Source organism: Homoserinimonas sp. A447 (genome assembly GCF_054489325.1).
This window is the reverse complement of sequence record NZ_JBTMWW010000001.1, coordinates 1,705,184-1,730,853: the sequence shown is the minus strand read 5'-3', so window position 1 is coordinate 1,730,853 and position 25,670 is coordinate 1,705,184. Positions and strand designations below refer to the sequence as shown.

Annotated in this window: 28 protein-coding genes; 9 read left to right on the top strand and 19 right to left on the bottom strand. The window is 66.4% G+C overall.

Annotated features, from left to right (window positions below; translation table 11 throughout):
* Nucleotides 1-204 precede the first annotated feature (204 nt).
* The 5 genes from ACX3O0_RS08410 to ACX3O0_RS08390 form a co-directional block, all read right to left on the bottom strand.
* On the bottom strand, nt 205-1,077 hold the full coding sequence (locus ACX3O0_RS08410; RefSeq protein WP_459107417.1) for a hypothetical protein: 873 nt from the start codon (nt 1,075-1,077) through the stop codon (nt 205-207).
* Between the two features lie 36 nt (nt 1,078-1,113).
* Nucleotides 1,114-1,773 carry a response regulator transcription factor gene (locus ACX3O0_RS08405; RefSeq protein ID WP_459107416.1) on the bottom strand — a complete coding sequence of 220 codons (660 nt, stop codon included), beginning with the start codon at nt 1,771-1,773 and terminating at the stop codon, nt 1,114-1,116.
* A 71-nt stretch (nt 1,774-1,844) separates the two neighbouring features.
* Complete coding sequence (metX, locus tag ACX3O0_RS08400) at nt 1,845-3,050, bottom strand: homoserine O-acetyltransferase MetX (RefSeq protein WP_459107415.1); 1,206 nt, start codon at nt 3,048-3,050, stop codon at nt 1,845-1,847.
* Nucleotides 3,051-3,196: 146 nt separating this feature from the next.
* The gene (locus ACX3O0_RS08395) at nt 3,197-4,525 is read right to left on the bottom strand and encodes a bifunctional o-acetylhomoserine/o-acetylserine sulfhydrylase (RefSeq protein ID WP_459107414.1); all 1,329 of its coding nucleotides are present in this window, start codon (nt 4,523-4,525) and stop codon (nt 3,197-3,199) included.
* Nucleotides 4,526-4,622: 97 nt separating this feature from the next.
* Complete coding sequence (locus tag ACX3O0_RS08390) at nt 4,623-5,732, bottom strand: acyltransferase family protein (protein ID WP_459093227.1); 1,110 nt, start codon at nt 5,730-5,732, stop codon at nt 4,623-4,625.
* 60 nt (nt 5,733-5,792) lie between these two features.
* On the opposite strand from ACX3O0_RS08390, the gene ACX3O0_RS08385 reads away from it, so the two are divergent.
* Complete coding sequence (locus ACX3O0_RS08385) at nt 5,793-6,584, top strand: SDR family oxidoreductase (protein ID WP_459093226.1); 792 nt, start codon at nt 5,793-5,795, stop codon at nt 6,582-6,584.
* A gap of 3 nt (nt 6,585-6,587) precedes the next feature.
* Here the strand turns inward: ACX3O0_RS08385 and ACX3O0_RS08380 are convergent, their stop codons facing one another.
* The 3 genes from ACX3O0_RS08380 to ACX3O0_RS08370 form a co-directional block, all read right to left on the bottom strand.
* Complete coding sequence (locus tag ACX3O0_RS08380) at nt 6,588-8,105, bottom strand: MFS transporter (protein ID WP_459107413.1); 1,518 nt, start codon at nt 8,103-8,105, stop codon at nt 6,588-6,590.
* A 114-nt stretch (nt 8,106-8,219) separates the two neighbouring features.
* Entirely contained in the window at nt 8,220-9,755 is a 1,536-nt protein-coding gene (locus ACX3O0_RS08375; RefSeq protein ID WP_459107412.1) for an HNH endonuclease signature motif containing protein, read from the bottom strand.
* A gap of 103 nt (nt 9,756-9,858) precedes the next feature.
* Nucleotides 9,859-10,425 (bottom strand): TetR/AcrR family transcriptional regulator, encoded by a 567-nt coding sequence (locus ACX3O0_RS08370; protein ID WP_459107411.1) that lies wholly within the window; start codon nt 10,423-10,425, stop codon nt 9,859-9,861.
* Nucleotides 10,426-10,466: 41 nt separating this feature from the next.
* Between ACX3O0_RS08370 and ACX3O0_RS08365 the strand changes: the two genes are divergently transcribed.
* Genes ACX3O0_RS08365 through ACX3O0_RS08340 form a run of 6 tightly spaced genes read left to right on the top strand, consistent with a single transcriptional unit; the run spans nt 10,467 to nt 14,756 of the window.
* On the top strand, nt 10,467-11,354 hold the full coding sequence (locus ACX3O0_RS08365) for an alpha/beta hydrolase family protein (protein ID WP_459107410.1): 888 nt from the start codon (nt 10,467-10,469) through the stop codon (nt 11,352-11,354).
* 27 nt (nt 11,355-11,381) lie between these two features.
* Nucleotides 11,382-12,062, top strand: coding sequence for a uracil-DNA glycosylase (locus ACX3O0_RS08360; protein ID WP_459093221.1), 681 nt, complete (start codon nt 11,382-11,384; stop codon nt 12,060-12,062).
* A 33-nt stretch (nt 12,063-12,095) separates the two neighbouring features.
* Nucleotides 12,096-12,992: an ABC transporter ATP-binding protein gene (locus tag ACX3O0_RS08355; RefSeq protein WP_459107409.1), complete on the top strand. Its 897-nt coding sequence runs from the start codon at nt 12,096-12,098 to the stop codon at nt 12,990-12,992.
* A complete protein-coding gene (locus ACX3O0_RS08350) occupies nt 12,989-13,816 on the top strand; it encodes an ABC transporter permease subunit (RefSeq protein ID WP_459093219.1) in 828 nt (275 codons plus the stop codon). The genes ACX3O0_RS08355 and ACX3O0_RS08350 overlap by 4 nt, the downstream gene beginning before the upstream one ends.
* 16 nt (nt 13,817-13,832) lie before the next feature.
* Entirely contained in the window at nt 13,833-14,351 is a 519-nt protein-coding gene (locus tag ACX3O0_RS08345) for a GNAT family N-acetyltransferase (protein ID WP_459093218.1), read from the top strand.
* A 39-nt stretch (nt 14,352-14,390) separates the two neighbouring features.
* On the top strand, nt 14,391-14,756 hold the full coding sequence (locus ACX3O0_RS08340) for a hypothetical protein (protein ID WP_459093217.1): 366 nt from the start codon (nt 14,391-14,393) through the stop codon (nt 14,754-14,756).
* A gap of 15 nt (nt 14,757-14,771) precedes the next feature.
* Here ACX3O0_RS08340 and ACX3O0_RS08335 read toward each other — a convergent pair whose 3' ends face one another.
* From ACX3O0_RS08335 to ACX3O0_RS08325, 3 genes are read right to left on the bottom strand one after another with little or no spacing between them, the layout of a single operon-like run.
* Complete coding sequence (locus ACX3O0_RS08335) at nt 14,772-15,548, bottom strand: ABC transporter permease (RefSeq protein ID WP_459093216.1); 777 nt, start codon at nt 15,546-15,548, stop codon at nt 14,772-14,774.
* On the bottom strand, nt 15,545-16,435 hold the full coding sequence (locus tag ACX3O0_RS08330; RefSeq protein WP_459107408.1) for an ABC transporter ATP-binding protein: 891 nt from the start codon (nt 16,433-16,435) through the stop codon (nt 15,545-15,547). The genes ACX3O0_RS08335 and ACX3O0_RS08330 overlap by 4 nt, the downstream gene beginning before the upstream one ends.
* Entirely contained in the window at nt 16,432-16,788 is a 357-nt protein-coding gene (locus tag ACX3O0_RS08325; RefSeq protein WP_459107407.1) for a GntR family transcriptional regulator, read from the bottom strand. The genes ACX3O0_RS08330 and ACX3O0_RS08325 overlap by 4 nt, the downstream gene beginning before the upstream one ends.
* Before the next feature lie 98 nt (nt 16,789-16,886).
* Here ACX3O0_RS08325 and ACX3O0_RS08320 point away from each other — a divergent pair, with 98 nt between their 5' ends.
* Entirely contained in the window at nt 16,887-18,302 is a 1,416-nt protein-coding gene (locus ACX3O0_RS08320; RefSeq protein WP_459107406.1) for an amidase, read from the top strand.
* A gap of 10 nt (nt 18,303-18,312) precedes the next feature.
* Here the strand turns inward: ACX3O0_RS08320 and ACX3O0_RS08315 are convergent, their stop codons facing one another.
* Together ACX3O0_RS08315 and ACX3O0_RS08310 are read right to left on the bottom strand one after the other, a co-directional pair.
* Nucleotides 18,313-18,891, bottom strand: coding sequence for a hypothetical protein (locus tag ACX3O0_RS08315; protein ID WP_459093212.1), 579 nt, complete (start codon nt 18,889-18,891; stop codon nt 18,313-18,315).
* 91 nt (nt 18,892-18,982) lie between these two features.
* On the bottom strand, nt 18,983-19,447 hold the full coding sequence (locus tag ACX3O0_RS08310) for a hypothetical protein (RefSeq protein ID WP_459107405.1): 465 nt from the start codon (nt 19,445-19,447) through the stop codon (nt 18,983-18,985).
* A 75-nt stretch (nt 19,448-19,522) separates the two neighbouring features.
* On the opposite strand from ACX3O0_RS08310, the gene ACX3O0_RS08305 reads away from it, so the two are divergent.
* Nucleotides 19,523-20,755, top strand: a complete 1,233-nt coding sequence (locus ACX3O0_RS08305) for a glycosyltransferase (protein ID WP_459107404.1) — start codon at nt 19,523-19,525, stop codon at nt 20,753-20,755.
* A 99-nt stretch (nt 20,756-20,854) separates the two neighbouring features.
* Here ACX3O0_RS08305 and ACX3O0_RS08300 read toward each other — a convergent pair whose 3' ends face one another.
* From ACX3O0_RS08300 to ACX3O0_RS08275, 6 genes are all read right to left on the bottom strand, one after another.
* Entirely contained in the window at nt 20,855-21,634 is a 780-nt protein-coding gene (locus tag ACX3O0_RS08300; RefSeq protein ID WP_459107403.1) for a crotonase/enoyl-CoA hydratase family protein, read from the bottom strand.
* Between the two features lie 9 nt (nt 21,635-21,643).
* A complete protein-coding gene (locus ACX3O0_RS08295) occupies nt 21,644-22,507 on the bottom strand; it encodes an arginase family protein (protein ID WP_459107402.1) in 864 nt (287 codons plus the stop codon).
* A gap of 21 nt (nt 22,508-22,528) precedes the next feature.
* A complete protein-coding gene (locus ACX3O0_RS08290; RefSeq protein WP_459107401.1) occupies nt 22,529-23,557 on the bottom strand; it encodes a DUF418 domain-containing protein in 1,029 nt (342 codons plus the stop codon).
* A 4-nt stretch (nt 23,558-23,561) separates the two neighbouring features.
* Nucleotides 23,562-24,305 carry a PspA/IM30 family protein gene (locus ACX3O0_RS08285; RefSeq protein WP_459093206.1) on the bottom strand — a complete coding sequence of 248 codons (744 nt, stop codon included), beginning with the start codon at nt 24,303-24,305 and terminating at the stop codon, nt 23,562-23,564.
* A gap of 74 nt (nt 24,306-24,379) precedes the next feature.
* On the bottom strand, nt 24,380-25,123 hold the full coding sequence (locus ACX3O0_RS08280) for a hypothetical protein (protein ID WP_459107400.1): 744 nt from the start codon (nt 25,121-25,123) through the stop codon (nt 24,380-24,382).
* Nucleotides 25,113-25,652 carry a SigE family RNA polymerase sigma factor gene (locus ACX3O0_RS08275; RefSeq protein ID WP_459093204.1) on the bottom strand — a complete coding sequence of 180 codons (540 nt, stop codon included), beginning with the start codon at nt 25,650-25,652 and terminating at the stop codon, nt 25,113-25,115. The genes ACX3O0_RS08280 and ACX3O0_RS08275 overlap by 11 nt, the downstream gene beginning before the upstream one ends.
* Nucleotides 25,653-25,670: the final 18 nt, after the last annotated feature.

The window sequence follows — 25,670 nt, the reverse complement described above, 5'->3', positions numbered from 1 at the left end:
CTGTGACCTCAACTGGGGGTGCAACGCCGTCCATACGGGCATTGCAAGCGCGTACAGTCAATTCGTACAAGAGGGGCAGGTCGGGTAACCGACCGTCACAGTAGGGCCAAATGGGGTGCGAAACAGCCTGCGGGTTGTTGGCGCACGTTGCGAAGAGGGTCGCGGGAAACCGCGACCCTCTTGCCGTTCCCGCGACCCTCTTGTTCAGCGATCGGTGCAGGCGTCGCCCAGGTACGAGTACAGCTCGCCCTTGCGGTCATCGGAAAGTGCGAAATAGCGGATGCCGGTGGCATCCCCGATTGCCACCCTCAAGGGGAGCAGCGTGCCCCGTTTGTCCTCGGCGACAGCGTGGGCGTCACAACGGGCAGGCACGAGCGGGACGGTGAGCCGCATTGGCGCGTCCGTTCCGTCGACCATCAGGTCGACCGGCAGCGAGTCCCGCGGTGTCGCGCTCGCCGGGTCGAAAAGCCCGAACAGCACGGTGTCGTCGACCGATTCGATGGTGAAGGAGCCTGGTGCGCCTGTCGGGGTCACCGTCAGGTCGACGAAAGCGACCAACCGGCCGTCGACCGACTCGACTCTGAGCTGGTCGGGTTCGGCCAGGGTGGCGACCTCGTCCATCGAGTGCTGGAGGCAGTCGCGCTCGGTCACGCCATCCAATTGGTCCAGCGGGTCGTCCGGCACCACCGCGATGCTTCCGGCGCGGCCAGACTCGAGTTCGAAGTCGAGGCGCACTTCAGTTGCTCCCTCGCTGCTGTCGCACACCGGCGCGGTCAGGGAGACCGGCAGGTCCAGCGTGCCGCCGGCCCTGACCGTGCTTGGTGCCTTGGCGTAGCGCGCTGGCTCGGCGAAACGGGGAGAGGAGAACGCCATCGCGGTCACGGTGAGCGGGGCATCCGTCCCGTTGACGATCCGCACCTGTAGGCGACGGTCTTCAGTATCCGGTCGGTTCTGGTGCACGCTGACCTGCACGCCGGAAGGCAGGCTCGCCTGGGCACTCGGCGAGCATCCGAACAGCGGGCACAGGGCGACGGCGAGCAGCGGCACAACGGCGGTCCGCAGCATCCGAACAGGCATGCACACATGGTAGAGCCGCGGCTTGGCCCGCAGCAGCTATTCGGGGCTCAGCCAGCCCTCAACGGTTGCCTGGCGCCGGAGGAGAATCCGGGTGCCGATATCGATTCCGGCAGCCCGGTACTTGCGGCGGCCGCGCTTGATGTACGACTTGACGGTGTCCTCAGTGGTGCCCATCGCGACGGCGACCTCCTTCACCGGCCGGCCGGCCGCGTAGAGCATGAGCGCGCGCCGCTCCTGGTTTCCGAGCCGAGGCGTCGAAGCGTCGCCGACAGTGGCGAGCGCCTCCGCCATCGGCCGGTTCCCGTATTGGCGACCGGCCGCCGCGCACTCGATCGCCTTCACCAACTCGTCGGTCGACTCGCTCTTCGGGATGAAGCCCTTGGCGCCGTAGCCGATCGCGGTGAAGATCGTCGCCGCGTCGGCGTGACGGCTCATCACCACGGCGTGCGAACCCGCAGCCGTCAGCGTCTTCAGCTTGGTGCCGATCGAGAGCTGGTCGCGCAGGTGCAGGTCGAGCACGACCACGTCCACCGGGAACTCCGCATGGCACAGGAGGCCGACCCAGGTGGCCTCACTGGCGACGACGCGGATGCCGGCCTGGTTCGCCAGCCGGGCGGTGATGCCCTCGAGGACCAGCGCGTGATCGTCCACCACCGCGACGCGGATGGCGGACTCCCGGGCCGGTTCGCTACCCACGACGGTGCCCCCTCACGAGCTGGCGACCCGCTGGCAGGGTCACGACCTACTCACTGAGGGTCACTCTAATATCAACTGGCGAGAAGCCGCAGCAATTCGGTGCCGACAATGTCTTCTTCGATCAGGAATCCGTCGTGGCCGAAATCGGAGTGGATCACCACGGCATTGCCGCCGTCGATGTTGTTGCCGAGGTGCCGGGCGATCTCGGTCTGTCCTTCGACGGGGAACAGTCGGTCGCTGTCGATGCCGAGCACCAGGCTCTTCGCTGTCACCGCTGCGAGTGCGGCGGCCACCCCGCCGCGGTCCCTGCCGATATCGTGCGAGTTCATCGCATTCACCAGCACGATGTAGCTGTTGGCGTCGAACCGCCGGCTGAACTTGTTGCCGTGGAAGTCGAGGTAGCTCTCCACGGCGAACTTGCCGCCGCCGCCGAGCGGGTCGATGCCGCTCTGCCAGCTGCGCTGGAAACGGTTGTTCAGTTCGGCGGGGGAGCGGTAGTTGAGCAGGGCCATGCGCCTGGCCAGTGCGAGGCCGCGGTGCGGGCCGTCGCCGTCTGCGGCTTCGTAGTATTCGCCGCCGTGGAAGGCGGGGTCCATCTGGATCGCCTCGAGTTGCACCGAGTTGAGGGCGAGCTGGTCGGCGGATGCCAGCGGCGGGGCGGAGAGGACGGCAACCCGTTCGACTCGCTCCGGATGTCCGACGGCCCACTCGAGGGCGTGCATGCCGCCCATCGAACCGCCGACCACGGCGGCCCAGCGGTCGATGCCGATGTTCGTCGAGAATCGCGCCTGCGCCTCAACCTGGTCGCGAATGGTGACGTACGGGAACCGCGAGCCCCACTCGAAGCCGTCGACGGTGTGCGATGCGGGCCCGGTGCTGCCCTGGCACCCTCCGAGGATGTTCGGTGCCACGACGAACCACTTGTCGGTGTCGAGGTACTTGCCCGGACCGATAATGCCCGACCACCAGCCGGCAGTCGGGTGCCCGGTGCCGGCTGGCCCGATCAGGTGGCTGTCGCCGGTGAGGGCGTGCAGCACGAGGACGGCGTTGGTGCCATCCTCATTGAGGTCGCCCCAGGACTCCCAGGCGATGCGCACGAACGGGAGGTGACCGCCGCGCTCCAGGTCGAGGGCGCCGATTCCGACGAACTTGCGGTCTCCGGGTGGGTCGCCGTCGCGCCAGGCTCCGGTCGCCGGGGGCTTCCCGAGCAGCGCTCGGCTGTTCGCCTCGGTGACGAAGCTGAGCGGAACGCTGTCTTCTGGGGTCTGCCAATCCATGTCTTAGCCAGTATCGCCGGTGTGCGCCGCTCGCAGGAATTTGTTACATCGCTTCCGCCGCGAGAACGCAAAAAGTCACCCAAACACAGAGTTGTGGGTGACTTTTCGCGTTCTCGTGATGACGGACGGATCCGCGTACCTGCTGTTTACGCGTTGCGTGCCAGCTCCACGACGCCACGTGCTGCGGCCAGGCCGGCCTCGAGGTCGGCCTTGATGTCCGCGATGTTCTCGAGTCCCACCGACAGGCGCACCAGCCCAGGCGTGACGCCGGCGGTGAGTTGCTGCTCCGGCGTGAGCTGCGAGTGGGTGGTCGATGCCGGGTGGATGATGAGGCTGCGAACATCCCCGATGTTGGCGACGTGGCTGAACAGGCTGACGCCATCGACGAGCGCGCGCCCGGCATCCACACCGCCCTTCAGCTCGAACGACAGCACGGCCCCAACGCCCTTCGGCGCGTACTCGTTCGCCTGCTTGTACCAGGGGCTCGACGGCAGGCCGGCGTAGTACACGGTGTCGACGTCATCACGAGCATCCAGCCACTCGGCAATCTCCTGGGCGTTCTGCACGTGACGCTCGACCCGCAGGCTCAGCGTTTCCAGACCCTGGATGAGCTGCCAGGCGCTCGCCGGAGCGATCGCCGGGCCGAGGTCGCGGAGCAGCTGCACGCGGGCCTTGATGATGTAGGCGATCGCGTCGCCGAGCACGGTGGTGTAGCTGGCGCCGTGGTACGACGGGTCCGGTTCGGTCAGGCCGGGGAACTTCTCGACGTTCTTCGACCACTCGAACTTTCCGCCATCGACGATCACGCCGCCCATGACGGTTCCGTGGCCGCCGAGGAACTTGGTGGCGGAGTGCACGACGATGTCCGCCCCGTGCTCCAGCGGGCGGATCAGGAACGGTGTCGCAATCGTGTTGTCGGCGATCAGCGGGACCCCGCTGGCGTGGGCGACATCCGCAACCGCACGGATGTCGAGCACGTTGATCCGCGGGTTGCCGATCGTCTCGGCGAAGAACAGCTTGGTGTTCGGGCGAACGGCACGGCGCCACTCTTCCGGGTCGTCCTGGTTCTCCACGAACGTGGTCTCGATGCCGAGCTTGACCAGCGTGTACTTGAACAGGTTGTAAGTGCCGCCGTAGATGGAGGACGACGAGACGATGTGGTCGCCGGCCTGGGCGATATTGAGCACGGCGAGGGTCGTCGCCGATTGGCCGGAGGCGAGCAGGAGTGCCGCGGTGCCTCCCTCGAGCGCCGCGACGCGCTGCTCGACGACGTCCTGCGTCGGATTCTGGATGCGCGTGTAGATGTTGCCGAACTCGGCCAGTGCGAACAGGTTCTTCGCGTGCTCGGCGTTGTTGAAGACGTAGGCGGTGGTCTGGTAGATCGGTGTCGCCCGCGAGTTGGTCGTCGGGTCCGGCTGCGCACCGGAATGGATTTGCTTGGTCTCGAACTGCCAGTTCGCTGAGGTGTCGCTCATCGGGTGCTCCTTAGATTGTCTGCAAGTCTCGTGCAGCGAGCCTAAGAACCGCCGAGTGCCGGGTCAACGCCGGGCGAAACATGACGTAACCATTGCCTTAGCGGTCGCGGCGGGATCCGGTGGGGTCGACCCGGGACGCGGCGGGCTGGCGGTCGTCGGGCGCCAGGAAGAGCCAGTGCGGCTTCGGTTCGATCAGCGGCCGGAACAGCCTGCGTACCGGCCTGGAGGCGAGCGCGAAACTGATCAGGATGCAGACGACGATCATGCCGCCGAGCCAGGGGAAGGTGGGGTGGTCGCCGCGCAGCACGCCGGTCTCCCTCAGCGGGTAGAGCACGAAGCTGTGCAGCAGGTAGATGTACATGGTCGCCTGGCCGAACTGGGTCAGCCAGGTCTTGTTGCGGGGAACCAGTACGAAGAATGCGGCGCTGAGGAGCGTGGCGAGCACGATCAGGCCAAGGCGGATGAGGCCGGCATACCAACTGTCCTCGCCGAGTCCGACATAGGAGTCGTCGTAGAAGAACCAGAACCGGAGGTCGATGGTGCGCCACGTGTCGATGAAGACCCAGACGACGACGAGCCAGGCGGCGAACACCACCAGGGCGCCCGTCCGCACCCACCACGTTGGCCGTTCGGCGAACCGCCACTTGTCGACCAGCCCCCACTCCTTGAGCTTCCAGCCGAGCACGAAGAACGGAAGGATCCCGATCGCGCGGGAGAGGGAGAAGGTGCTGTCGACGTTGGTCAGGTAGCCGACCCCGACTGAGAACACCAGGGCCCAGACCAGTGGCAGGCGGAGCAGGGCGAGGTAGGGCAGGATGAGCCGGAAAATTCCGAGCGCGAGCAGGAACCACAGCGTCCACGACGGTTGCGACGGGTTGAACTCGCGCTTGCCTTCGACCAGGAACTGCACGAGCGTCCAGATCGTCTCCATGATGAAGTAGGGCAGCAGGATGTCGGTGAGCACCTTCTTCATCTGGCGCGCGCTGGGCGGTCCCGGCCGAGAGAAGTAGCCGCTGATCATCGCGAATGCCGGCATGTGGAACGCGTAGATGAACAGGTACAGAATGAGGGCATAGTCATCGTCGTAGGTGATCCGCTGGATGCCGTGGCCGACGACGACGAGAGTCACGCAGAGGAATCGGGCGTTATCCCACACCGGGACACGCTTCTTTCTCGCCGCTACCTGACCGGTCCCCGTATCCGTCACCTGCCCACCGTAACCCGCTTCGTTGTGGAAGGCTGGGAGTCCGGACTCTGAGGGGATGCGATGAGCAACAGGCGTGTGGTGGTGACCGGAGCGAGTTCCGGAATTGGTGCGGCGACGGTCCGCCTGTTCCGTGAGCGCGGCTGGCAGGTCGTCGGGGTCGCCCGCCGAACCGAGCGGCTGAAGGAGCTTGCCGCCCAGACCGGTGCAGACGTTTTCACCGCAGATCTGACCGATCAGTCCCAGGTGGATGCCCTGCGGGGTTACCTGGAATCACTGGGCCCGGTTCACGCGCTCGTCAACAACGCGGGCGGCGCCCTCGGTGTCGCATCCGTCGAACACAGCGATCCGGAGGACTGGACTCGCATGTTCGACGTCAACGTGGTCGCGGTCAAGCGGGTGACGAGTGCCCTGCTTCCGCTTCTGAGGCGCGCCGCGGCTGAACCGGATGCTGACGGCGTCGCTCACGCCGACATCGTTACCGTCACCTCGATCGCCGGGCACGTGGCCTACGAGGGTGGCGGCGGGTACAACGCCGCCAAGTTCGCCTCCCACTCGCTGATGGGCGTGCTGCGTCTCGAGCTGGCGGGCGAGCCGATCCGAGTGATCGAGATCGCTCCGGGAATGGTGAAGACGGAGGAGTTCTCCCTGGTGCGACTCGGCGGTGATCGTGCCAAGGCCGACGCCGTCTACGACAACGTGCCGAATCCCCTCTATGCCGAGGACGTCGCATCCGCCATCGTGCACGCGGTCGAACTGCCAGGGCATGTCAACCTCGATGTGGTGACCATCAAGCCGGTGGCGCAGGCGGCACCCCACAAGGTCATCCGTGGTGAGTTGTCCCCCCGCCTCTGACCGCTAGACCGTGGCCGGCTCATCCTCCAGCTCGTCAGCCACATCGGCGAACGCCAGCTTCGGCACCACGAAGAGCAGCAGCGCTGCGACGAGGGCCCCGCTGCCGCAGATGATCCAGACGAGCATGTACCCGAACAGGCTGGATGCTGTGCTTCCGGCGACCTGGACGGCACCGATCACCAGCACAATGGCGAACACGGATGAGGCGAACGAACCTCCGATGGTCTTGGTCGTGTTGGTGAGCGCAGCCGAGATGCCGGTCTGGCCGCGCGGTGCCGCAGCGGCCGCGGCGGCGGGCATGGCGCCGACCAGCACCCCGGAGCCGAGGCCGGCGATGAACATGTTGGTAAAGACCTGCCAGGTTTCGAGGTGGAACGGGATGAAGAGGAAGTATCCGGCTGCAACGAGGAACGCCGCGATGATCAACGCCACCCGTGGCGAGGTCTTCCTGGACAGCCAGGGGAAGATCAGCGCGCCGATGATCATCGAGATCAGGTAGACACCGATCAGGATGGAGCGCTGGCTGGTGCTGAGCCCGAGGCCGTAGCCGTTGAACTCCGGGTCGGTCCCGGCGTAGGCGGCGAGCGGGGCCTGGGCTCCGAGAAGGCTGATGCCGATGAGTCCGGCGGTCAGCTGCACCGGCCACATGGTGGGCTGCGCGAGGACGCGCAGGTCGATGGCCGGGTCTTTCTGCCGCAGTTCGTAGCGGGTGAACGGAATGAATGCGAGTACGCCGGCGATGATCAACACCCACACCCACCAGGTGTCGATCGGGTTGATCTTCAGCAGGCTGAGGCCTGAGGTGATCATCAGCAGTCCGACGGTGAGGATGCTGAATCCGACCCAGTCGAGGCTGCGGTCCGGCAGCGGGGTGGACTCCGGTACCCCAAACAGGATGACGAAGAACACCAGGGTGACGGCGATGGCCGGGACGACCATGGTGGGCACGATGGCCGTGGACAGGGCATCCGCACCACCGAAGAGGTCGAAAACCATGCCGCCGCCGAGGGCGCCCAGAATGGCACCGGTTTCCAGGCCCACGACGAGGAGTCCTGCCGCCTTTCTGGTCTGGGATGCGCCGGTTCCGGTGGTGCGCCCGCGGTCGAAGATGAGCGCCACTTCGAGGGGGAGCCAGACGGTGTAGAAGCCCTGGAGGGTCCAGGCGATGAGGAAGCTGGTGAAGTCGCCGGAGAATGCGAGCCACCAGGTCGCTCCCGCGGTGAGGGCGGTGGAGACCAGCAGGATGCGCTTGTGCCCGTACATGTCGCCGAGCTTGGCCAGCACCGGCACGACGATCGCCGAGAGCAGCAGTTGTGTGCCTTCGAAGATGTTGAAGTCGGCGTCGTTGTCGAGGTCCAGGTGGTTCACCAGGTCCGGGATGAGGGGCACGTAGTACCCCTGCAGCATTCCGCTGACGATCTCAACGAAGAAGAGGTAGCCGATGAGCGCTGCAGTGACTGCTCCGGCTTTTCCACGGAACGCCCTGGCGACGAGTGACTCGCCCTTCACCTGTGAAGTCATGTACGGATGCTAGTGGTTCTGCACCGTACAACCGGTTAGGCGGCGTTGTCTTGCGGTTGCTCGGGCTCGTCGCGCTTGGGTGGGTCGGGCTCTGACTGCGCTTGTTGTTCGCGTTCACTCTTCACGCGCTGTTGTTGTTCTCGTTTGCTGTAGCGCTCTCGTTGTTCTTGTTTGAGTCGTTCGACTTGCCGGGTGGGTGATCGGCTGGCGGGGTGCCATTGGCCGTCGCCGCGCAGCCAGGCGGGTGCTTTCAGGTGGGGGGGTCTTGTTGATCATCTTGATGTGCCAGCCGGAGGTGGTGATGGTGCGGTGGTGGTACCAGCAGAGCAGGACGCCATTATCTGTGTGGGTGGGGCCGCCTTCACTGTCGGGGGTGACGTGGTGAATTTCGGTGGAGGCGGCGGGGATGGTGCAGCCGGGGATGATGCACCCGCCATCGCGCAGGGTGATGGCGCGGCGTTGGTTCGGGGTGAAGCAGCGTTGTTCGGAGCCGAGTTCGATGATCGCGCCGTTTCGGTCGAGGGTGACCTGTTGGGTGCCGCCGGTGCAGATCATCTGGTGGACGGCCCGCAGGGAGATGGGGATGGTTTGACCGCCGAGTCCGCCGAGGGAGACGAAGCCGGCGCCGTGCCCGGATTCCAGGGTGTCGGCGGTGACCTGGACGAGGACGGTGGGTGAGGCGCCGCCGATGGTGGGCGCCGCCCCGGAGCGGGCGAATCCGTCGATCATGGCAGCGAACACGTCGTGGCGTTGCTGATCCGGGGTGCGGGTATCCACCGGCCCGGGCGCCGGCTCGGTGGATACATCTCCGGTGGTGATGCCCCCAGTCGAGGCACCCTCTTCCACAGGCTGGTGCCCTTCGGGGAGGAAGGCGGGTGCGGTTTTGGGGGTGAGGCAGGCGTCGAAGACTTTCCCGAGCCGGCCGTGCACTTCGGGCATCAGCGCGTACCGGCCGTGGACCAGGCCATCGGCGCTGTTATAGCTGCCTGGGGAAAACATCCGCCTGCCCATGGCCTTTTCTTCGGTGGGGAGGGTGCCGTCCTGGTCGAGAAACACCCGCCACACCGATGCCTGGCCGCGGATCTCTTCGGCCGTGCACGGCACCGGGGAGTCCGGGCCGGTGCCGGTGGCCGCGGCGACCAGTTCGGCTTCGGCCCGCTGCACGTCGGCGACGTCGGCGCGGACCAGCGTCGGGGATAGTTCGGTGACGATCGCGCTGGCCGCGTCGACGCCTAGGGTTCCGTCGTGGAGGGCGGTGGCGATGTGCGGGAACCGGGGCGGGAACAGGTCACCGGACAGGGCGACCTGCACCCGGGTTTCGGCGCCGAGTTTCACCCGGCGGCGGACCGTGGCGGTCGAGCCCAGGGTGACCCGGCGGAGCAGTTCGACCGCATCGCGGCAGCCTTTGCGCACCGCCAGTGACGCGGAACCGAGGGTGGGGCGGGACCGGTGGTGGAGTTCTCCGGCGGCTTCCACCCGGCGGGCGTCCACCACCCGGCCGAGGCGTTCCAAATGCCCGGTGGTGACCAGCAACGTGTCATCCGAGACCGGGCGGAGGACTCCGGTCGGCAGCACCGTCTCCAACGAGGTGACGAGAGTGTCGATCAGTTGATCGACCTCGTCTTCGAAGGTAGTAACGGAACTGGACATGCGTCTATTCTCCTACCTTCGCACCTGTATTTGAAGGAGATTCAGCAATCTGTGGAGAACAAATCCACCGACAACTGGGGAGGAGAAGACGGCGAGTCGCGTCTCAATGCAGCATCGACCGTGCTTCGAGCAGAGCGGCTTCCACACGCTCGCGGTCATTAGTAGCCAGCAAATCCAGCAATAGGCCCCGCACGATAGCGATCGCTAGAGTTGCTCGTGATCTAGCCATGCCCTCTGGCAGGTTCGCACGCCGGTAAGCGCCTTCGAGGGGTGGGAGCCAATCAGACACCACTGAGTCGAGAAACAGTGCGTACTCCTGCGGCCTTCGGAGGGCTGTCCCATACACCTCGAAGAACAAGACGTAGAGAGTCCGGTGCGCAGGGTCCGTAGCCCATCGCCACACTCGATCCAGCATCTCGCCCGGTGTCGCGGGGGTCGCTGGCACACCGCCCTCGTCCGCGATACTCCTCAATCGGTCGCGGACGCGGTTCATCACCAGGGAGAGCAACTGCTGCTTCCCACCGAAATGATGGGTCAGCAGCGATGGGTCGACCCCGACTGCCCGAGCGATTGCTCGCAGACTGAGATCGCCCAGACCCACTGACACGGCGTGGTCCACCGCGCCATTAAGCAACTCGTCGCGCCGCTGCCAGTCGACAGAGCGAGCCATGGTGCCCTCCTTGACCAATTCATTGAACGTGTGTTGAATGAATGATTCCACATCAACCCCTCAGCTGCGACAAGGGAAATGCAATGATCGAACAAGAGAGCGTGCGCACTTCGCGCCCAGATGGTTCAAGGTTTTCTTTCCAGTGGTGGCCGCCACCAACACCGCGAGCACCGGTCTACCTCGTGGTACCGGCCATGGGAGTCGGAGCGCGTTTCTATCGACCGTTCGCAACTGCGCTTGCTGGCAGCGGTTGCGGTGTTGCCGTCACGGAGCAGCGGGGGCACGAAGAGGTTCACCCGTCGATCCCGGGACGTCGGCGTGACTTCGGCTATGCGGATCTGGCGGATGACCTCGACGCCGCGATAGATGAGGTGCGTGTACGCGCACCCGATTCTCCTATCGTGGTCACGGGTCATAGCCTGGGTGCCCATGTGGCGTGCGTGAGCGTGGCACGCGGGCATAGTGCGGTTGACGCACTGGCATTCGTCGCTGCTGGGTCGGTGTACTGGCGACTGTGGCCGCGCCGCTATCTCCTCATCACTCAGCTGTTCGTTGTCCTCTCCACGATCGTCGGATATTTCCCTGGGCAGCTTCTTGGCTTCGCTGGTCGGGAGGCGCGCGGTGTGATGCGAGACTGGGCTCGCTTGGCGCGTTCCGGCCGCCTCAGCTATGGCCGCCCTCCCGCTGACGCCGGTCATGCGCTAGCCGGCCTGGAGCTCCCGGTGCTGCTTCTCTCCCTTGAGGGCGACACCCTTGCCCCCCAGCGGGCCGCCGACGGACTGGCGGCGCTCCTGCCGAGCGCTCAGGTTACCCGCCGCCACGTGGCGGTGCACACGGAGAAGTCGCCCCACTTCGGCTGGGCGCGTCAGCCCGACGTCGTGGTCTCCGAGTTACGTGACTGGACATCCCAGTGGGTGCGGTCGGCATGATCACTCACTCAACATTAGGCTCGACGCATGGTGCCAGCTAGCCCATTGCGGGAGCTTGTCGACCCGCAGTGGGCCGAGGCGCTTGAACCCGTTGCCGACGATGTGGCGCGGCTGGGCGACTTCCTCCGCGCCGAGGTTGCGGAAGGTCGCGGCTACCTTCCCGCCGGGCCCAACGTGCTGCGCGCGTTCACCTATCCGATGGCGGATGCCCGGCTCCTGATCGTCGGACAGGATCCGTACCCGACCCCCGGCCACGCCGTGGGGCTCGCGTTCTCCGTCGACCGGGCAGTGCGACCCGTTCCGCGGAGCCTGCAGAACATCTACCGCGAGTTGTACGACGATCTGGGCATCGAGGTTCCGCAGCACGGTGACCTCAGCCGCTGGGCCGAGAACGGCGTGGTGCTGCTCAACCGGGTGCTGACGGTGCAGCCCGGTGCTTCGGGCTCGCACCGGGGCATGGGCTGGGAGGCTGTCACGGAGGCAGCCATCCGCGCCCTCGTCGAACGAGACGCCCCGCTGGTCGCCATCCTGTGGGGCAACGACGCGGCACGCATGCAGCCCCTGCTCGGCAGCACGCCTGTCGTCGCGTCCGCCCATCCCAGCCCGCTGTCAGCCTCCCGGGGATTCTTCGGTTCCCGTCCGTTCAGCCGGGCCAATAGGCTTTTGGTGGAACAGGGTGCCAACCCGATCGACTGGAGACTCGAGTGAGCGCGACGCTCGCAGAATGGTTATAGTTGTTATATGCCAACTAGAACAACAATAGAGATCAACCGACTATCGAAACGGTTCGGTGCTGTGGAGGCCGTCTCCGACCTCACCTTCAGGGTGGAACCCGGCACCGTCACCGGCTTCCTCGGCCCCAACGGTGCAGGCAAGACGACCACGCTGCGGATGCTGCTCGGGCTGGTGCGACCCACCGAGGGAACCGCCACGATCGGCGGCACCAGTTACCGCGACCTGGGTCGGCCCATCGCCACGGTGGGCACCGCCCTGGAGGCGGCAAGCTTCCACCCCGGCCGCACAGCGCGCAACCACCTCGCGGTGTACGCGGCTGCCGCAGGCATCCCGCGTGCCCGGGTCGGAACCGTGCTCGAGACGGTCGGCCTCGGCGCCTACGGCGACCGTCGCGTCGGCGGATACTCGCTGGGGATGAGGCAGCGCCTCGGCCTGGCGATGGCACTGCTCGGCGACCCGCAGGTGCTGGTGCTCGACGAGCCGGTCAACGGACTCGACCCTGAGGGCATCCGCTGGATCCGGACCTTCCTGCGCGAACTGGCGGCAGAAGGGCGCACCGTGCTGGTCTCGTCCCACCTGCTCAGCGAAGTACAGCAAAGCGTCGACCGCCTGGTCGTCATCTCGAAGGGCAAGCTCGTCTACGAGGGCGGCCTGGCCGGCCTCGACACCGAGACCCGCGTGATCGCAGACTCGCCAGACCGCGGCATGCTCGACGCCGCGCTGCTGGCAGCCGGCGCCGAGATCGAATCATCAGCGAGCGGAGTCATGGTTTCTGCCCTCACTGCACTCGAGGTCGGGGCCATCGCACACCGTGCCGGCGTGCAACTGAGCCTGCTTCACACCCAGCAGGGCGGGCTTGAGAAGGCCTTCCTCGATCTCGTCGGAGAAGGGAGCCAGCCATGAACGCCATCCGCGCAGAATTCGTGAAACTGGTGACCACCAAGATGTGGTGGATACTGCTCGTCGTGCTGCTGGCCTACGTCGCGTTCACCGCCACCATCCTGGCCTTCGCCTTCAGCTCCGGCACGACCTCCGCAGACGCCGGTGGAATGCCCAGCCAGGGCGCACCGCAACTGCCGGCGGATGCCCTCCCACCGATCATCTACAGCATCGCCCATTCGATCGGCTACGTCTTCCCGCTGCTGCTGGGGACGCTCGCCGTGACCGGTGAATTCCGGCACCAGACCCTCACGCCGACCTTCCTGGCCACGCCAAGGCGGGGGAGGGTGCTGGCCGCGAAACTCGTGGTGATGGCGCTCTTCGGCGCGCTGTACGGGGTGGTCGCCGTAATCGCGGCAGTCGGTCCCGGCGCCGCAATCCTCTCGATCGATGATGGGGTCACCGGGCTCGATGATGGTGACCTCTGGTCGATGTTCGCAAGGATCGTGCTCGCCATGGCGCTGTGGGCGATCATCGGTGTCGGTGTCGGCGCGTTGATCCCCAACCAGGTCGCCGCCATCGTGGTGGTGCTCGCGTTCACACAGTTCATCGAGCCGATTCTCCGCACCGTGGCAGCCGTCGTCGACTGGGCGGCCACCATCGGCAACTACCTTCCGGGAGCGGCCGGCGACACGCTGGCCGGCGCGAGCATCTTCACGGCGCTCGGGATGAGTACCGGAGAGACACCGGCGCTGGAGTGGTGGCATGGCGGACTGCTCCTGTTGGCGTACGCCCTCGTCACCACCGTCGTCGGCTACCTGGTCGCCTGGCGCCGGGACGTCACCTGATGCCGTACGCCCGGCGATGACTGGCGAATCGCCCCGCCTGCGGGAGCTCCGTGATGAGGATCTCCCGCAGGTGCTCGCGATCTACAACCACTACGTGGCCACGTCGACGGTGACCTTCGACGAGCATCCGCTGTCACCCACCGCCTTCCAGGCCAAGGTGGACCAGGTGCTGGAGCGTCGCCTTCCCTTCATCGTGGCGACGGATGCCCGTGGCGACGTTCTCGGGTACGCCTACGCGTCCGGGTGGAGGCCCAAGGCGGCGTACCGGCACACGGCGGAATGCTCGATCTACCTGGCGGCCGATTCCACCGGTCGTGGCCTCGGACGTGCGCTGCTCACGGAGCTGATCGAGCGGAGCCGGACGGCGGGCATCCGGGAGCTCATCGCCGTGATTGCCGACGAAGGCGCTGAGGCGTCGGTCGCCCTCCACCGGAAGCTCGGGTTCCGCGAGATCGGGCATCTCACGACGGTCGGCTACAAGTTCGAGCGCTGGCTGGGAACCATCCTCATGCAGAAATCGCTGCACGCCGACTGACCCGAGTCGGGCGGCGCGGGACGTGGCTACCATCGGTGTATGCCCGAAGCACCCCGGGAGCGCCCCGAGAATTACACCCTGCTCCACTCGTTCAGCGGCCACGTGAAAGCGCGGCCGCGCGACGTGTTCGACGCGATCGCCCGGCGGCTCGACCCCGGAAGTGGTTCGGGCAGCTACTTCACCGCCGATCCGCGGGCCTACCTGGTAATCGCGCAGGGCGGCTGGTGGTATCGCGGCGAGTACCGGGTGGTGCCGGATGACCATGGCTCCCACGTCGAGCACGTCATCCTCAACGTCGCCCAGAGGGGTCACAAACTGGGCGCCTGGACCGGACGGAAGGTCATCGCGGACGCACCGGTCGAGTTCGCCAAGCTGTTGCGGCAACTGCGTCTCGAGCTGGAATGAGCGCAGAGGCGCAGTTCAGTTCTTCGGCGTCGCCTTCCGCAATAACCTGAATCCGGTGAGCGCCGCGAGCGCGGTCGGGATCAGGCTCCACAGCGCGACACCCATGGCGCCGTTGGCAAGGAACCACTCACCGACCAGCGGCCAGCTCTCGGTGAACGTGGTCAGCGCGACCAGCCCGACCAGGATGATGGTCAGCGCCGCGAAGAAAACGTACATCCCATTGGCCCGCCATCTCACGTAGACGGATGCTGTTGCGGCCCCCACGAAGAAGAAGAAGAGGAACACCAGCAAGAAGAGGACGAACTGTTGCAGTGGATTCTCGGCGCTGAAGTAGATCACGTCGAACATGGCTCCGCCGAAGCCCCAGCCGTCCGTCGCCCGCTCGATGGTCGCCATGATGGTCATGATGGCGGCGTAGTACACGCTCAGCAGCACGAACATCAGGGACGAGCCGAGATAGAAGTCCCGCCTGGTGACGCTGTAGCCGAGCGCGAACGGGAACGTGAGGTTCACCGCCTGCACAGCCACCACCATCATGTACACGAAGATGAAGGTGGATGCCCCGCTGAACTGCATTCCCTGCGATGCGTCGGCGGCATCGTCGGTGCCGACCGCCGAGAAGATCAGCCACCAGATCGTCAGGTTCACCAGGAAGATGAACCCCAGGATCAGCAGGGGGAGCACCATCATCGGGAACTTATTGGTCAGGTGGAGGCGGGTGACGTTCAGGATTCGCTGAAGCTCTCCGCCGGAGCGTTGTGCCTCGGTTCCTGGTGTGGTTGTCGTTGTCATGCGCTCTGCTCGAATTCTGTGTTCGACGTGTTCGTCTTGCGGACAATGAGTTGCTGGAGGGACACCGGCGACAGTTCCAGCCCTGCGGCTGAAGCATCCTGTCGCTCGGCGGGGCTCAGTGAGCCGATGGTGACGGATGCCAGGCCGCCGATGCCTTCGCGGTGCAGCACTTCGCGGCGCCCGACGAAGGCGTCGACGGCGGTACGCGTGCCGACCACCGTGGTGGCTGACCCGCGAACATCCTCGGCATCTTCATCGATGATGATGCGGCCATCGTCGATGACCAGCACGTGCTCCAGCAGGTTGCTGACCTCGTCGATCAGGTGGGTGGACAGCACGACGGTGCGCGGATGCTCGGCGTAGTCCTCGAGGAGGCGGTCGTAGAAGATCTGGCGTGCAACCGCATCCAGCCCCAGGTACGGCTCGTCGAAGAAGGTGAGTGGCGCGCGCGAGGCCAGGCCGACGATGACACCGACCGCCGACAATTGTCCGCGGGAAAGCTTCTTGATCCGGCGCTTCACCGGCAGGCGGAAGTCTGCCACCAGGCGGTCGGCGTAGTCGGCGTCCCAATTGCGGAAGAACCAGGGGGCGCTCTTCAGCACGTGCTTCACCTGGAAGTCGTCCGGGTACTTCTGGCTCTCCTTGATGAATGAGACGTTCTGCAGCACTCTGGCTGTCTCAACCGGATTCTCGCCGAAGACCTTGATGCTGCCGCTGGTCGGGAAGTCCTGCCCGGTGAGCAGTTGCATGAGCGTGGTCTTCCCGGCGCCGTTGCGGCCGAGGAGCCCGTAGATCTTGTTCTCCTCGATCGAAAAGCTGACATTGCCGACAGCGTTCAGCGTGCCGAAGGTTTTGGTGAGGCCGGTGACCTCGACTATTGCGGTCATCGCGTTCCTTCTCTCTTGATCATGTCGGCGAGCTGCGTGTGGGTGATGCCGAGCTTGGCGGCCTCCGCGACGAGTGGTTGCACGTACTCGCGCTGAAACTGGTCGCGGCGCGTGGCAATGATGGTGGATCGTGCGCCTTCAGCGACGAACATGCCGATTCCTCTTTTCTTGTACAGGATTCCCGCGTCGACGAGCAGGTTCACGCCCTTCCCGGCCGTGGCGGGGTTGATGCGGTAGAACGCGGCGAACTCGTTGGTCGACGGCACCTGGGTTTCCTCCGGAAGGGCACCGCTGATGATGTCGTTCTCGATCTGCTCAGCGATTTGAAGGAAGATCGGCCTGGTTTCATCCACTGCGCCTTCCTCCTTCCTTTGTTTATTGGTTAGCTACTGAACTAACTAACCACCTAACCGGCCGCAGGTCAAGTGGTGGGCTGGCATAGGCTCGGAGGGTGTTCGAACTTCACCACCTCACGGCCCAGGAGCAATGGGATTGGCTGCAGCGCGGCGAGATTACGCCCGCCGAGCTGACCGACCACTACCTCGCCAGGATCGAGCGGCTGGACTCGGAGTTGGGGGCGTTCGTCACGGTGACGGCGGATGCTGCCAGGGACCGTGCCCGCAGTCTGGCGGATGGTGACGACCGGACTGCCATGCTCTGGGGACTCCCGTTCGCCGACAAGGACCTGTATCAGCGCGCCGGAGTGCCCACCCGGTACGGGTCACGACTCATGGCGGACTTCGTTCCGGACCTGACGGATGAACTGCCAGCCGCCCTCGACGCCGCCGGGGGAATCAGCCTCGGCAAGACGAACACGCCGGAGTTCGGGCTTCCGTCGTACACCGAGACGATGGTCGGCCCGCCGGCCCGCACCCCATGGGACACCAGCCGCGGAGCTGGAGGCTCCAGCGGTGGCGCTGCGGTCGCCGTGGCGGCCGGGCTGCTGCCGTTCGCACCTGGCTCAGACGGTGGAGGTTCCATCCGCATACCGGCAGCAGCCACCGGGCTCGTTGGGCTGAAGCCGTCCCGGGGCCTGGTGCCCGGTGGATCAGGGAACGCCGGCCTGGGCGGCCTGTCGGTTGCCGGTCCGATCGCCCGCACGGTGACGGACGCCGCAATGCTGCTCGATGCAATGATCGGCGATGACGATTTCCCGTACACCCTGCGGGCGCCCCGGTGGGATGGCGGACGGTTGCTGAACGCAGCAATCCGCGGCGAGGGACGCTTCCAGGTGGGAGTCATGACGACCTCGCCCTGGGATGACGCGTATGACATCCGTATCGCTCCTGAAGCCACCGCGGCGCTGGAGATTGCATTGCGTGAACTGGATGGCCTGGGTCACGGCATCGAGCAGTTCGCCCTGGAGCCGGACGAGAACTACGCACCCAACTTCCGTACCATCTGGCAGGCCGGGGCGGCCGGTATCGCCGCCGAGGGTGACCAGGTGGAGCTGCTCGAACCGCTCACACAGTGGCTGGTGGCGAGGGGCCGCGAGCTGAGTGCCAGGACGCTGGCCGAGGCGCTGGGCGGCCTCGCGCTGTTCGAGCGTTCGGTCATCCGCCAATTCTCCCGAATGGATGTCGTGCTCACCCCGGCGCTCGCGATGACCCCCCGGCCGCTCGGCTGGTACGACGCAGCGGATGGTGAACGCAACTTCGCCCAGCAGGTCCAGTACACGCCGTTCACCTCGTTCGTGAACGTGAGCGGGCTTCCGGCAATCACGCTCCCGGTTCACCAAACTGAGGAGGGATTGCCGATGGGCGTGCAGTTGATCGGCCGGCCGGGCGGCGAGGCGACGCTGTTGTCGCTCGGTGCGCAGCTGGAGCGGAAGCTCGCCTGGCAGCACCGCCATCCGCCGCAGTGGTGAAAGCGAGCAGTTAGCGCGCGACCTCTTCGATGTTCAGGCGGATCTGGTCGACCGCCTCACGCGTTGTCGAGTGAAACCACTCGCTGGCGGTGAAGAGGAAGACATCCCCGACTCCCATCGGTCCCGTTTCCGGGTCGACGCTGAGGATGACGTCAGCGCCCTCTTCGGTGCGGAGATAACCGTCTGCGGCCAGTCTGTCCTGCGCGATAGCGGCGTCAGCTGGTGAGATCTCGGAGTATCCGAACGCGACCAGGCTGTCTCCACCACCGGCGATACCCCACAGGCAGTCGACGCCTCCATTGTCGAAGAACATGGTCTCGACCCGCTGTTCCACCGCGAGCTTGTGCTCGTGCTCCTCGATCAGCACGAATCCCTCGGCCTGCAGCGTCGCCAGGGTGTCCTCACTGATGATGGTCAGGCAGTCGGGAACGAAGGGCGTCGGCGTTGGCGTGGGTGTCGGGGTTTCGGAGGACGGCGCCTTGGTGGCCTCTGGTGCTTCCGCTTCCAGTTCTGGCGAGGCCGCGCAGCCGGTGATGACCATGGACACCAATGCCAGGGCGGTCACGGCCCCGGCGAACCTCTTGCTCATCCTTCTCCTTGGTGTCATCGCTGAGTGACAGCGAAGGCAGACCATCGCGAACAATCGGTCTACCGTGAGGGTATTACACGCGCTCGCGCCATCAGCGTTTGCCGTCAGACCCGTTACGAGATTGTGGTCTCGTGTAGCCCGCCCTGGCCAGGCCGGCCTCGATTTCGAAGCGGTTGCCGAAGGGGTCCTGCCCTGCCGCAACGTAGAGCAGGATGAATGCCAGCCCGTAGCGACGCCACTGCGCTCGGTGCACCTCTTCGTGCTCCAGCACACACGGCGTGAGGCGATCGTGCGTCAGGTAGACCGCGCCGATCGTCGTGCCGCCCCGGCCGAAGGCCCACCGCGGGCACTTTCGCGCAACGATGAGCCCGTCATGCCTGCTGAGCCGCCCCAGGCTCAGTATGGTTCCCCACACCACGGCGGCACAGGTCGCGAACCAGTACCCTGGCCGGACAACGACCGGATGCAGCAGCACGGCTCGCAGCCACCGGACGCGGGCGACAGCGACCGTCACCCGGCGAACGCCGGATTCGAGCCGGGAGAACGCTGGAGCCATAACACGTTTGTAGCACGCGAAATCGGCGATCAGCGTTGCACCTGGATCACCGCGCGGCAGCATACAGTTGGCTGCATGGCCGGGAGCGTGAAGCGAGTTGCCCTCGTCTCAATGCACACGTCACCAGCGGAACAGGCTGGCACGGGGGACTCCGGCGGCCTGAACGTGTCGCTGATGTCGACCGCGACGGAACTTGCCGCCCGAGGGGTCGAAGTCGACCTGCTCACCAGGGCAACCTCCGTTCCGCAAACCACGCAACTCAGCGATGGGGTGGTTCTCCGGGAACTGGCGGCCGGGCCGCCGACCGTGCTCGACAAGTCCGAACTGCCGGGGGTGGCTGATGAGTTCGGTGAGGCCGTGGCCAGGGTGGCAGGTCGCCCCGGATCCCGGTACGACCTCATACACGCGCACTATTGGCTCAGCGGCCTGGCTACGCTGCCGGTGGCCATCGAGCTCGGCACCCCGCTGGTGCAGAGCTTCCACACCCTGGGCGCCATGAAGAACAGCCACCTGGCTCCCGGGCAGGAGCCGGAGCCGGCCGGCCGTTTGCTGGCCGAACGCTATCTGGCCAACCAGGCGAACGCGGTCGTGGCATCCTCGGCGTCTGAAGTGACGAGCCTGATCGATCAGGTCGGGGCGCCGGCCGATCGAATCTGGGTGATCCCACCCGGGGTGGACGTCGACCTGTTCCGACCGAACCGCGGCGGAGCTGCCGAACGGATTCGCGAGCGGTTCAGCATCGAACCGGGTCGCCCGATCGTTGCGGTCGTCGGCCGCGTACAGCCACTGAAGGACCAGGAGCTGGGCGTGCGGGCGCTGGGGGCACTCAACGCGTTACGTGGCTGGGCGCCCGTTCTGGTCATCGCGGGGGAGTCGACACCGGGGGACGAGGGTTATCTTGCATCACTGCGCACCCTTGCGGCGCAGCTGGGAGTGGGCGACGAGGTGCGGTTCGCCGGCGCCCTGGGACGTGACGAACTGGCTGACCTGCTCGCCGTCGCATCCATCACCCTGGTGCCCTCCCACTCCGAGACGTTCGGGCTGGTGGCGCTCGAGTCCGCGGCGAGCGGCACCGCTGTCATCGGTTACCGCGGCACCGGGCTGGTCGAATCGATCGCGGAAGGCCGGAGCGGGGTGCTCATCGACTCGCGGGAACCGGACGCCTGGGCGCGCGCCATGGTCGCACTGCTCGACGACCCGACAGCGCGCTCGCGCCTGGCGGAGACGGCACGCGAGCACGCGCTCGGCTACACCTGGGCCGCGACGGCCACCGCACTGCTCGGGGTCTACACCAGCCTCGTCGGCTAACAACCCTCCTCACAGTGCCCGTTCCGGACGGATGTGCCCCGCGGAACGGTCACAATCCGCCGGAACGGGCACTATTGCGCAGCGGTTTGTCGCGGGTTGCTAGCGCCCGACGAACTCTGCAGGCGTGCGCGTCGCGAAGGACTCCATTCCGATGCGCGCGTCTTCGCTCCGAGCGAGGCGCACGAGCTCCGGCTGCAGCGCAGCAGCGGCCGCGGCCTGATCCGAGATCGCCGTCCTGGCGTTCGCCAGAGTCGCCTGCACGGCGAGCGGTGCCTGCGCTGCAACGCGGCGGGCCAGTTCCAGGCCGCGAGCGTATTGCTCGCCATCCGCCACAACCTCCTGCACCAGCCCGATGCGGTGCGCCTCCTGTGCGTCGAAGGTGTCACCGGTGAGGATCCAGCGCATGGCGTTACCCCAGCCGACCGCCCGGGGGAACCGCAGCGTCGCGCCACCGAACGGCAGGATCCCCCGGGCCACCTCGATCTGCCCGAACGTCGTCCCGGCCGCGGCGACTGCGATGTCGCTGGCCAGCATCAGCTCGATCCCGAGGGTCAGGCAGGTGCCTTGCACCGCGATGACGACGGGCTTGGTTCGCGGTGAGCCCGACACCTGCCACGGGTCGATTCCGCCATCCGGCACGATATTCAGGCCGTCAGCACCGATGCGCGGTGCGACATCGGCCAGGTCCAGTCCGCCGGTGAAGTGGTCGCCGTGCGCGAACACCAGCCCGGCACGCAGCTCCGGGTTCCGCTCGAGTTCGCCGTACGCGAGGGAGAGCTCCTGGAGCAGCTGGAAGTCTGCGGCATTGCGTTTCTCGGGGCGGTTGAAACCGATCAGCAGCAGGTGGCCGTCACGCTCGACGGTGATTCGTGGTGTCATGCCCCGATGCTAGACGGTGTTGTTGGACCGACCGTTGTTGGACGAGCCCGCCGAGGCAGAGGTCAGCGCCCCGATGATGCGGAGGATCGTCGGCAGCTCGTCATCCGCCTGCGCAGGTGATCGCGGTGAGAACTCGGTGAGTCCGGCCCCGGCGAGCGGGAGGGTCGCCTTCGCTGTGCGGATGAGTTCGATGAGTTCGGTGACCGAGACGCCGAACGGTTCTGGGAAATCGAGCGCCCCGAACTCGCCGGGGTCGAGCACGTCAAGGTCGATGTGCAGGTACACCGCGTCGGCGCCGGAATCGCGCAGGGCTTCGGCCAGGGCTGCCGGGGTCAGCTCGCCCGGTGGCAATGAGCGGATGCCGCTGTCGGCTATGAAGTCCAGCTCTCCGCTATCGAGCGCGCGGGTCCCGGCGAGGACGACCCGCGCCGGATCCAGCGCGGTCTCCGGCACCAGGGTGGCCGGGCCATCTCCCAGGAGGGTGCGCAACACCATGCCGTGGAACGCGCCGGACGGCGAGGTCTGCGTGTTGTTCAGATCGGCGTGGGCGTCGAACCACACGACCGCGAGCTTGTGCGTACCCGCCGCATGGGCGATGGCTGCGAGCTCGACCCCGCAGTCGCCGCCGATGACGATCGGGGTGCCGTTCGCCTTAGCCAACGCCGTGCGAAGTTCGTCGCGCACGGTCTCGACGGAGGACAGGCGCCTCACGCCACTGCCCTGGTCGCTGCCCGCTCCGGGAGGAATGGGAACAACGACCGTGCGCGACAACGGAAGGTCGCCGCCGATCGCTGTTGCGCCTTCGACGAGCTGCATCGCCCGGGAGGAGCTGGAACCCTGCCATTGGGGGACGACAAAGAAGCTGGAGGCCATCCGACCAGTATGACGCGTCGATCAGGGCCGCCGGATGTTCGTCCTCGGCCCTCTGCGCTCTGGGACCCGGTCGAACCCGGCCAGGCGGCGAAGCATCCGCTCGAGCGGTCCTGCCCCCAGGAACCGGCGCCACACCAGGCTGAAGACGATGGAGGCGATGATCAGGCCGAACATCAGCGGCAGGCTCGGGTACTCGGGGATCCAGGCGGCGCTGTCGGCGAAGGCGACCAGGCCGGCCAGCAGCAGGATCTGCAGGGTATAGATGGTGAGCGGCATCGACCCTGTCGCCGCGATCGGCTGAAGTACGAGACGGCTCGCCCGAAAGCGGTCGAGCCAGAGCAGCACGCCGATGAGGGCGATCGCGAAGCCTCCGGAACCGACGATCTCGGCGGTGCTGCCGGAGTGGGCCTCGGCGGAGACGGCAGGCAGCGCCAGAGCGCTGCCGTACCCGACCACCATGGCAGTGACACCGCCCAGCACCATCCAGCGCTGTGTCACCGGACTGGTCAGGCCGGAGCGGGTGCACAACAACCCGATGAGCAGGAAGGGCAACCACACCAGCGCCGGGTAGTTGCCGACCAGGAAGTACTCCGCCCCGACACCCGCCCAGCCGGTCTGCTGGCCGGCATCCGTCACCGCGGCCGCCGCGAGCGGCGCGGCCACGGCCAGGAGCGCCGCAAGTACTGCGAGGGCGATCCGCGGCAGGAAGAGGGCCGGGATCATCAGCGCGAACATGACGCCGTAGTAGTCCAGGATGATCGCGATGTGGCTGGGGAGCATCGTGAGTGCTATCCCCAGCAGGAAGAGGAAGAGTGCCCGGATGGTGACGCCGCGGCGGGCGGCCCTGCGCCAGGAGCGGTCGGGGTTCTCCCCGCCGGTCAGCAGCCCGAGCGACACCCCGGCCAGCGTGGCGAACAGGATGGCCGAGCGGCCATCGACGATCAGCTCCTGGTCGGTCTCCTGCGGGAAGGTGTGAGCCACGAACATGCCGAGAACGGCAAGGCCCCGCGCAACGTCGATGCCGACAATGCGCGGGGCCCGAACTCTCATCCGATTACTGGCCAGAGGGGAGCGCCCTGGGCCCGCCGGAGCCGGCCTTCAACGCGGCCAGCCGCGCCTCCAGCTCGACCGACTCATCCGAGGCATCCAGCTGCTCGAACTGTGCGTCAAGGCTCGATGCCGCCAGCTCCTGGGCCCCCACCACCCTGGCTTCCTCGCGGCGCACCTTCTCCTCGAACCGGCTGATCTCGCTGGTCGGGTCGAGCAGGTCGATGCTCTTCATGGCATCCATCACCTGCGCCTGCGTCTCGGCCGTCTTCGCGCGCGCGATGAGCTGGTCGCGCTTGGCAGACAGCTCCCCGAGCTTGCCGCGCATGGCGTCGAGGCCGCGCTTGAGCTGGTCGACGACGGCGGTCTGCGACGAGATGGTCGGCTCAGCGTCCTTGGCCTCCTTTTCGGCTGCCAGCTGGCGTCCGAGCGCAACCTTGGCGAGGTTGTCGAACTTGTCGGCGTCTGCCGAGTTGCCTGCCGCGCGGAGTTCGTCACCCTTGCGGCTGGCTGCGATGGCCTTGCGGCCCCAGTCCTCGGCGTTGGCCACGTCTTCGGCGTGGTCCTGCTCGAGCAGGCGCAGGTTGCCGATGGTCTGCGCGATCGCGCTCTCAGCCTCGGCGATGCTGTTCGAGTAGTCGCGAACCATCTGGTCGAGCATCTTGGCAGGATCCTCCGCGGAATCCAGGAGCGCGTTGATGTTGGCTTTCGCCAATTGGGCGATACGTCCAAAGATCGATTGCTTAGCCATGCGTCGTCCTTTCGGTGAGTTCTGTTGCCGGAACCGACTGTACTGGACTGGCCTGTGGCTGCGAAGGGAGTCGGCTAGCGCAAGGTGATGGCGGATACCGGTCCGCTGACCAATCTGGACGGTCCGGCATCCGGACGCAACTCGACCTCAGCCGACAGCGTGTAGGCGCCCGCTTCGAGCGCCGCACCGGTCGCTCCGCCCTCCGCATCGCACTGGAAGGCGTCGAATGAGAAGGAGAGGGAGATCGACTCGCCCGGAGCCAGGTCGACACGGGTTTCAGTTGCCCCACGGTCGCTGTACAGGATGCGCTCGCCGTGCCGCACCAGCGTCACTGTCGGGTTGGCGGCAACGCCCACAATCCGCAGAGAACCGGTGTTTGTCAGGTTGAGGGTGCCGACAACCGCCTCCCCGGTTGGCGCGACCGTCGAAAACACCGGCGTGATCTCGAGGGCCTCATCGACCCGACCGTCGGCGACCGGTACGTCGCACGAGGTCTGGCGGAGTGACGTCCCGCTGTCCATCCATGGAACCGCACCGTCTGCCCCCTGCCCGGATTCTTCCGAGGACTCACTCGCCGGGGCATCCGCCATCGTCTGGGAGGCGCCCATCGGTGCCAGCCCCTGCAGGCCATTGAGGCTCGCCACCCCGATACCCGCGACGGCCAGCGTCAGCACGCTGCCAGCACCCACCTGCTGGGGGAGCCGGCGGCGCTTGCTGCGGCGGATGATCGCGGCAGCATCGAGGGACGCGACCGGTGCCGCAGCGTTATGGAAGGCTGCGTCGTGGAACAGGCTGCGCAGTTCGGCGTCAGTGGGCATGGTGTGCTCCTTCGGAAAGCTCGGGAACGGCATCCTTCTGGTCGGCCATCGAGTTCGACAGCTTGGCGAGACCATCACTGAGGTAACGCTTCACGGCACCGTCGCTGATGTCGAGCGTCTGGGCGATGTCGGCCACCTTGAGGTCTTCGTAGTAGCGGAGCACCAGGCAGGCGCGTTCGCGTGGGGCCAGCTTCATCAGCTCGCCGCTGAGGTCGATGCGGCTCTCCGTGGCCGGCGCGGTCGACTCGACCGTTTCGGGAACCGCCGTGAGGTGCGAGATCTTGCGCCACCGGCTGGTGCGCCGGCCGCCGTCCAGGTACGTGTTGAGGATCGCCCGGCGCACGTACGCCTCGGCACTGCGCACCGTGAAGCCGTTGCGGAGGCGTCCGAACGTCTTCACCAGGGCATCCTGAACCAGGTCGGCCGCATCGTCTCGGCTCCCGCTGATCAGGTAGGCGTAACGGGTCAGCGCGTCACCACGCTCAGCCACCAGCGTGGTGACGACGTTCTCCCAGTCGGCCCCTGCCAAGAATCAGTCCTCTTCGTT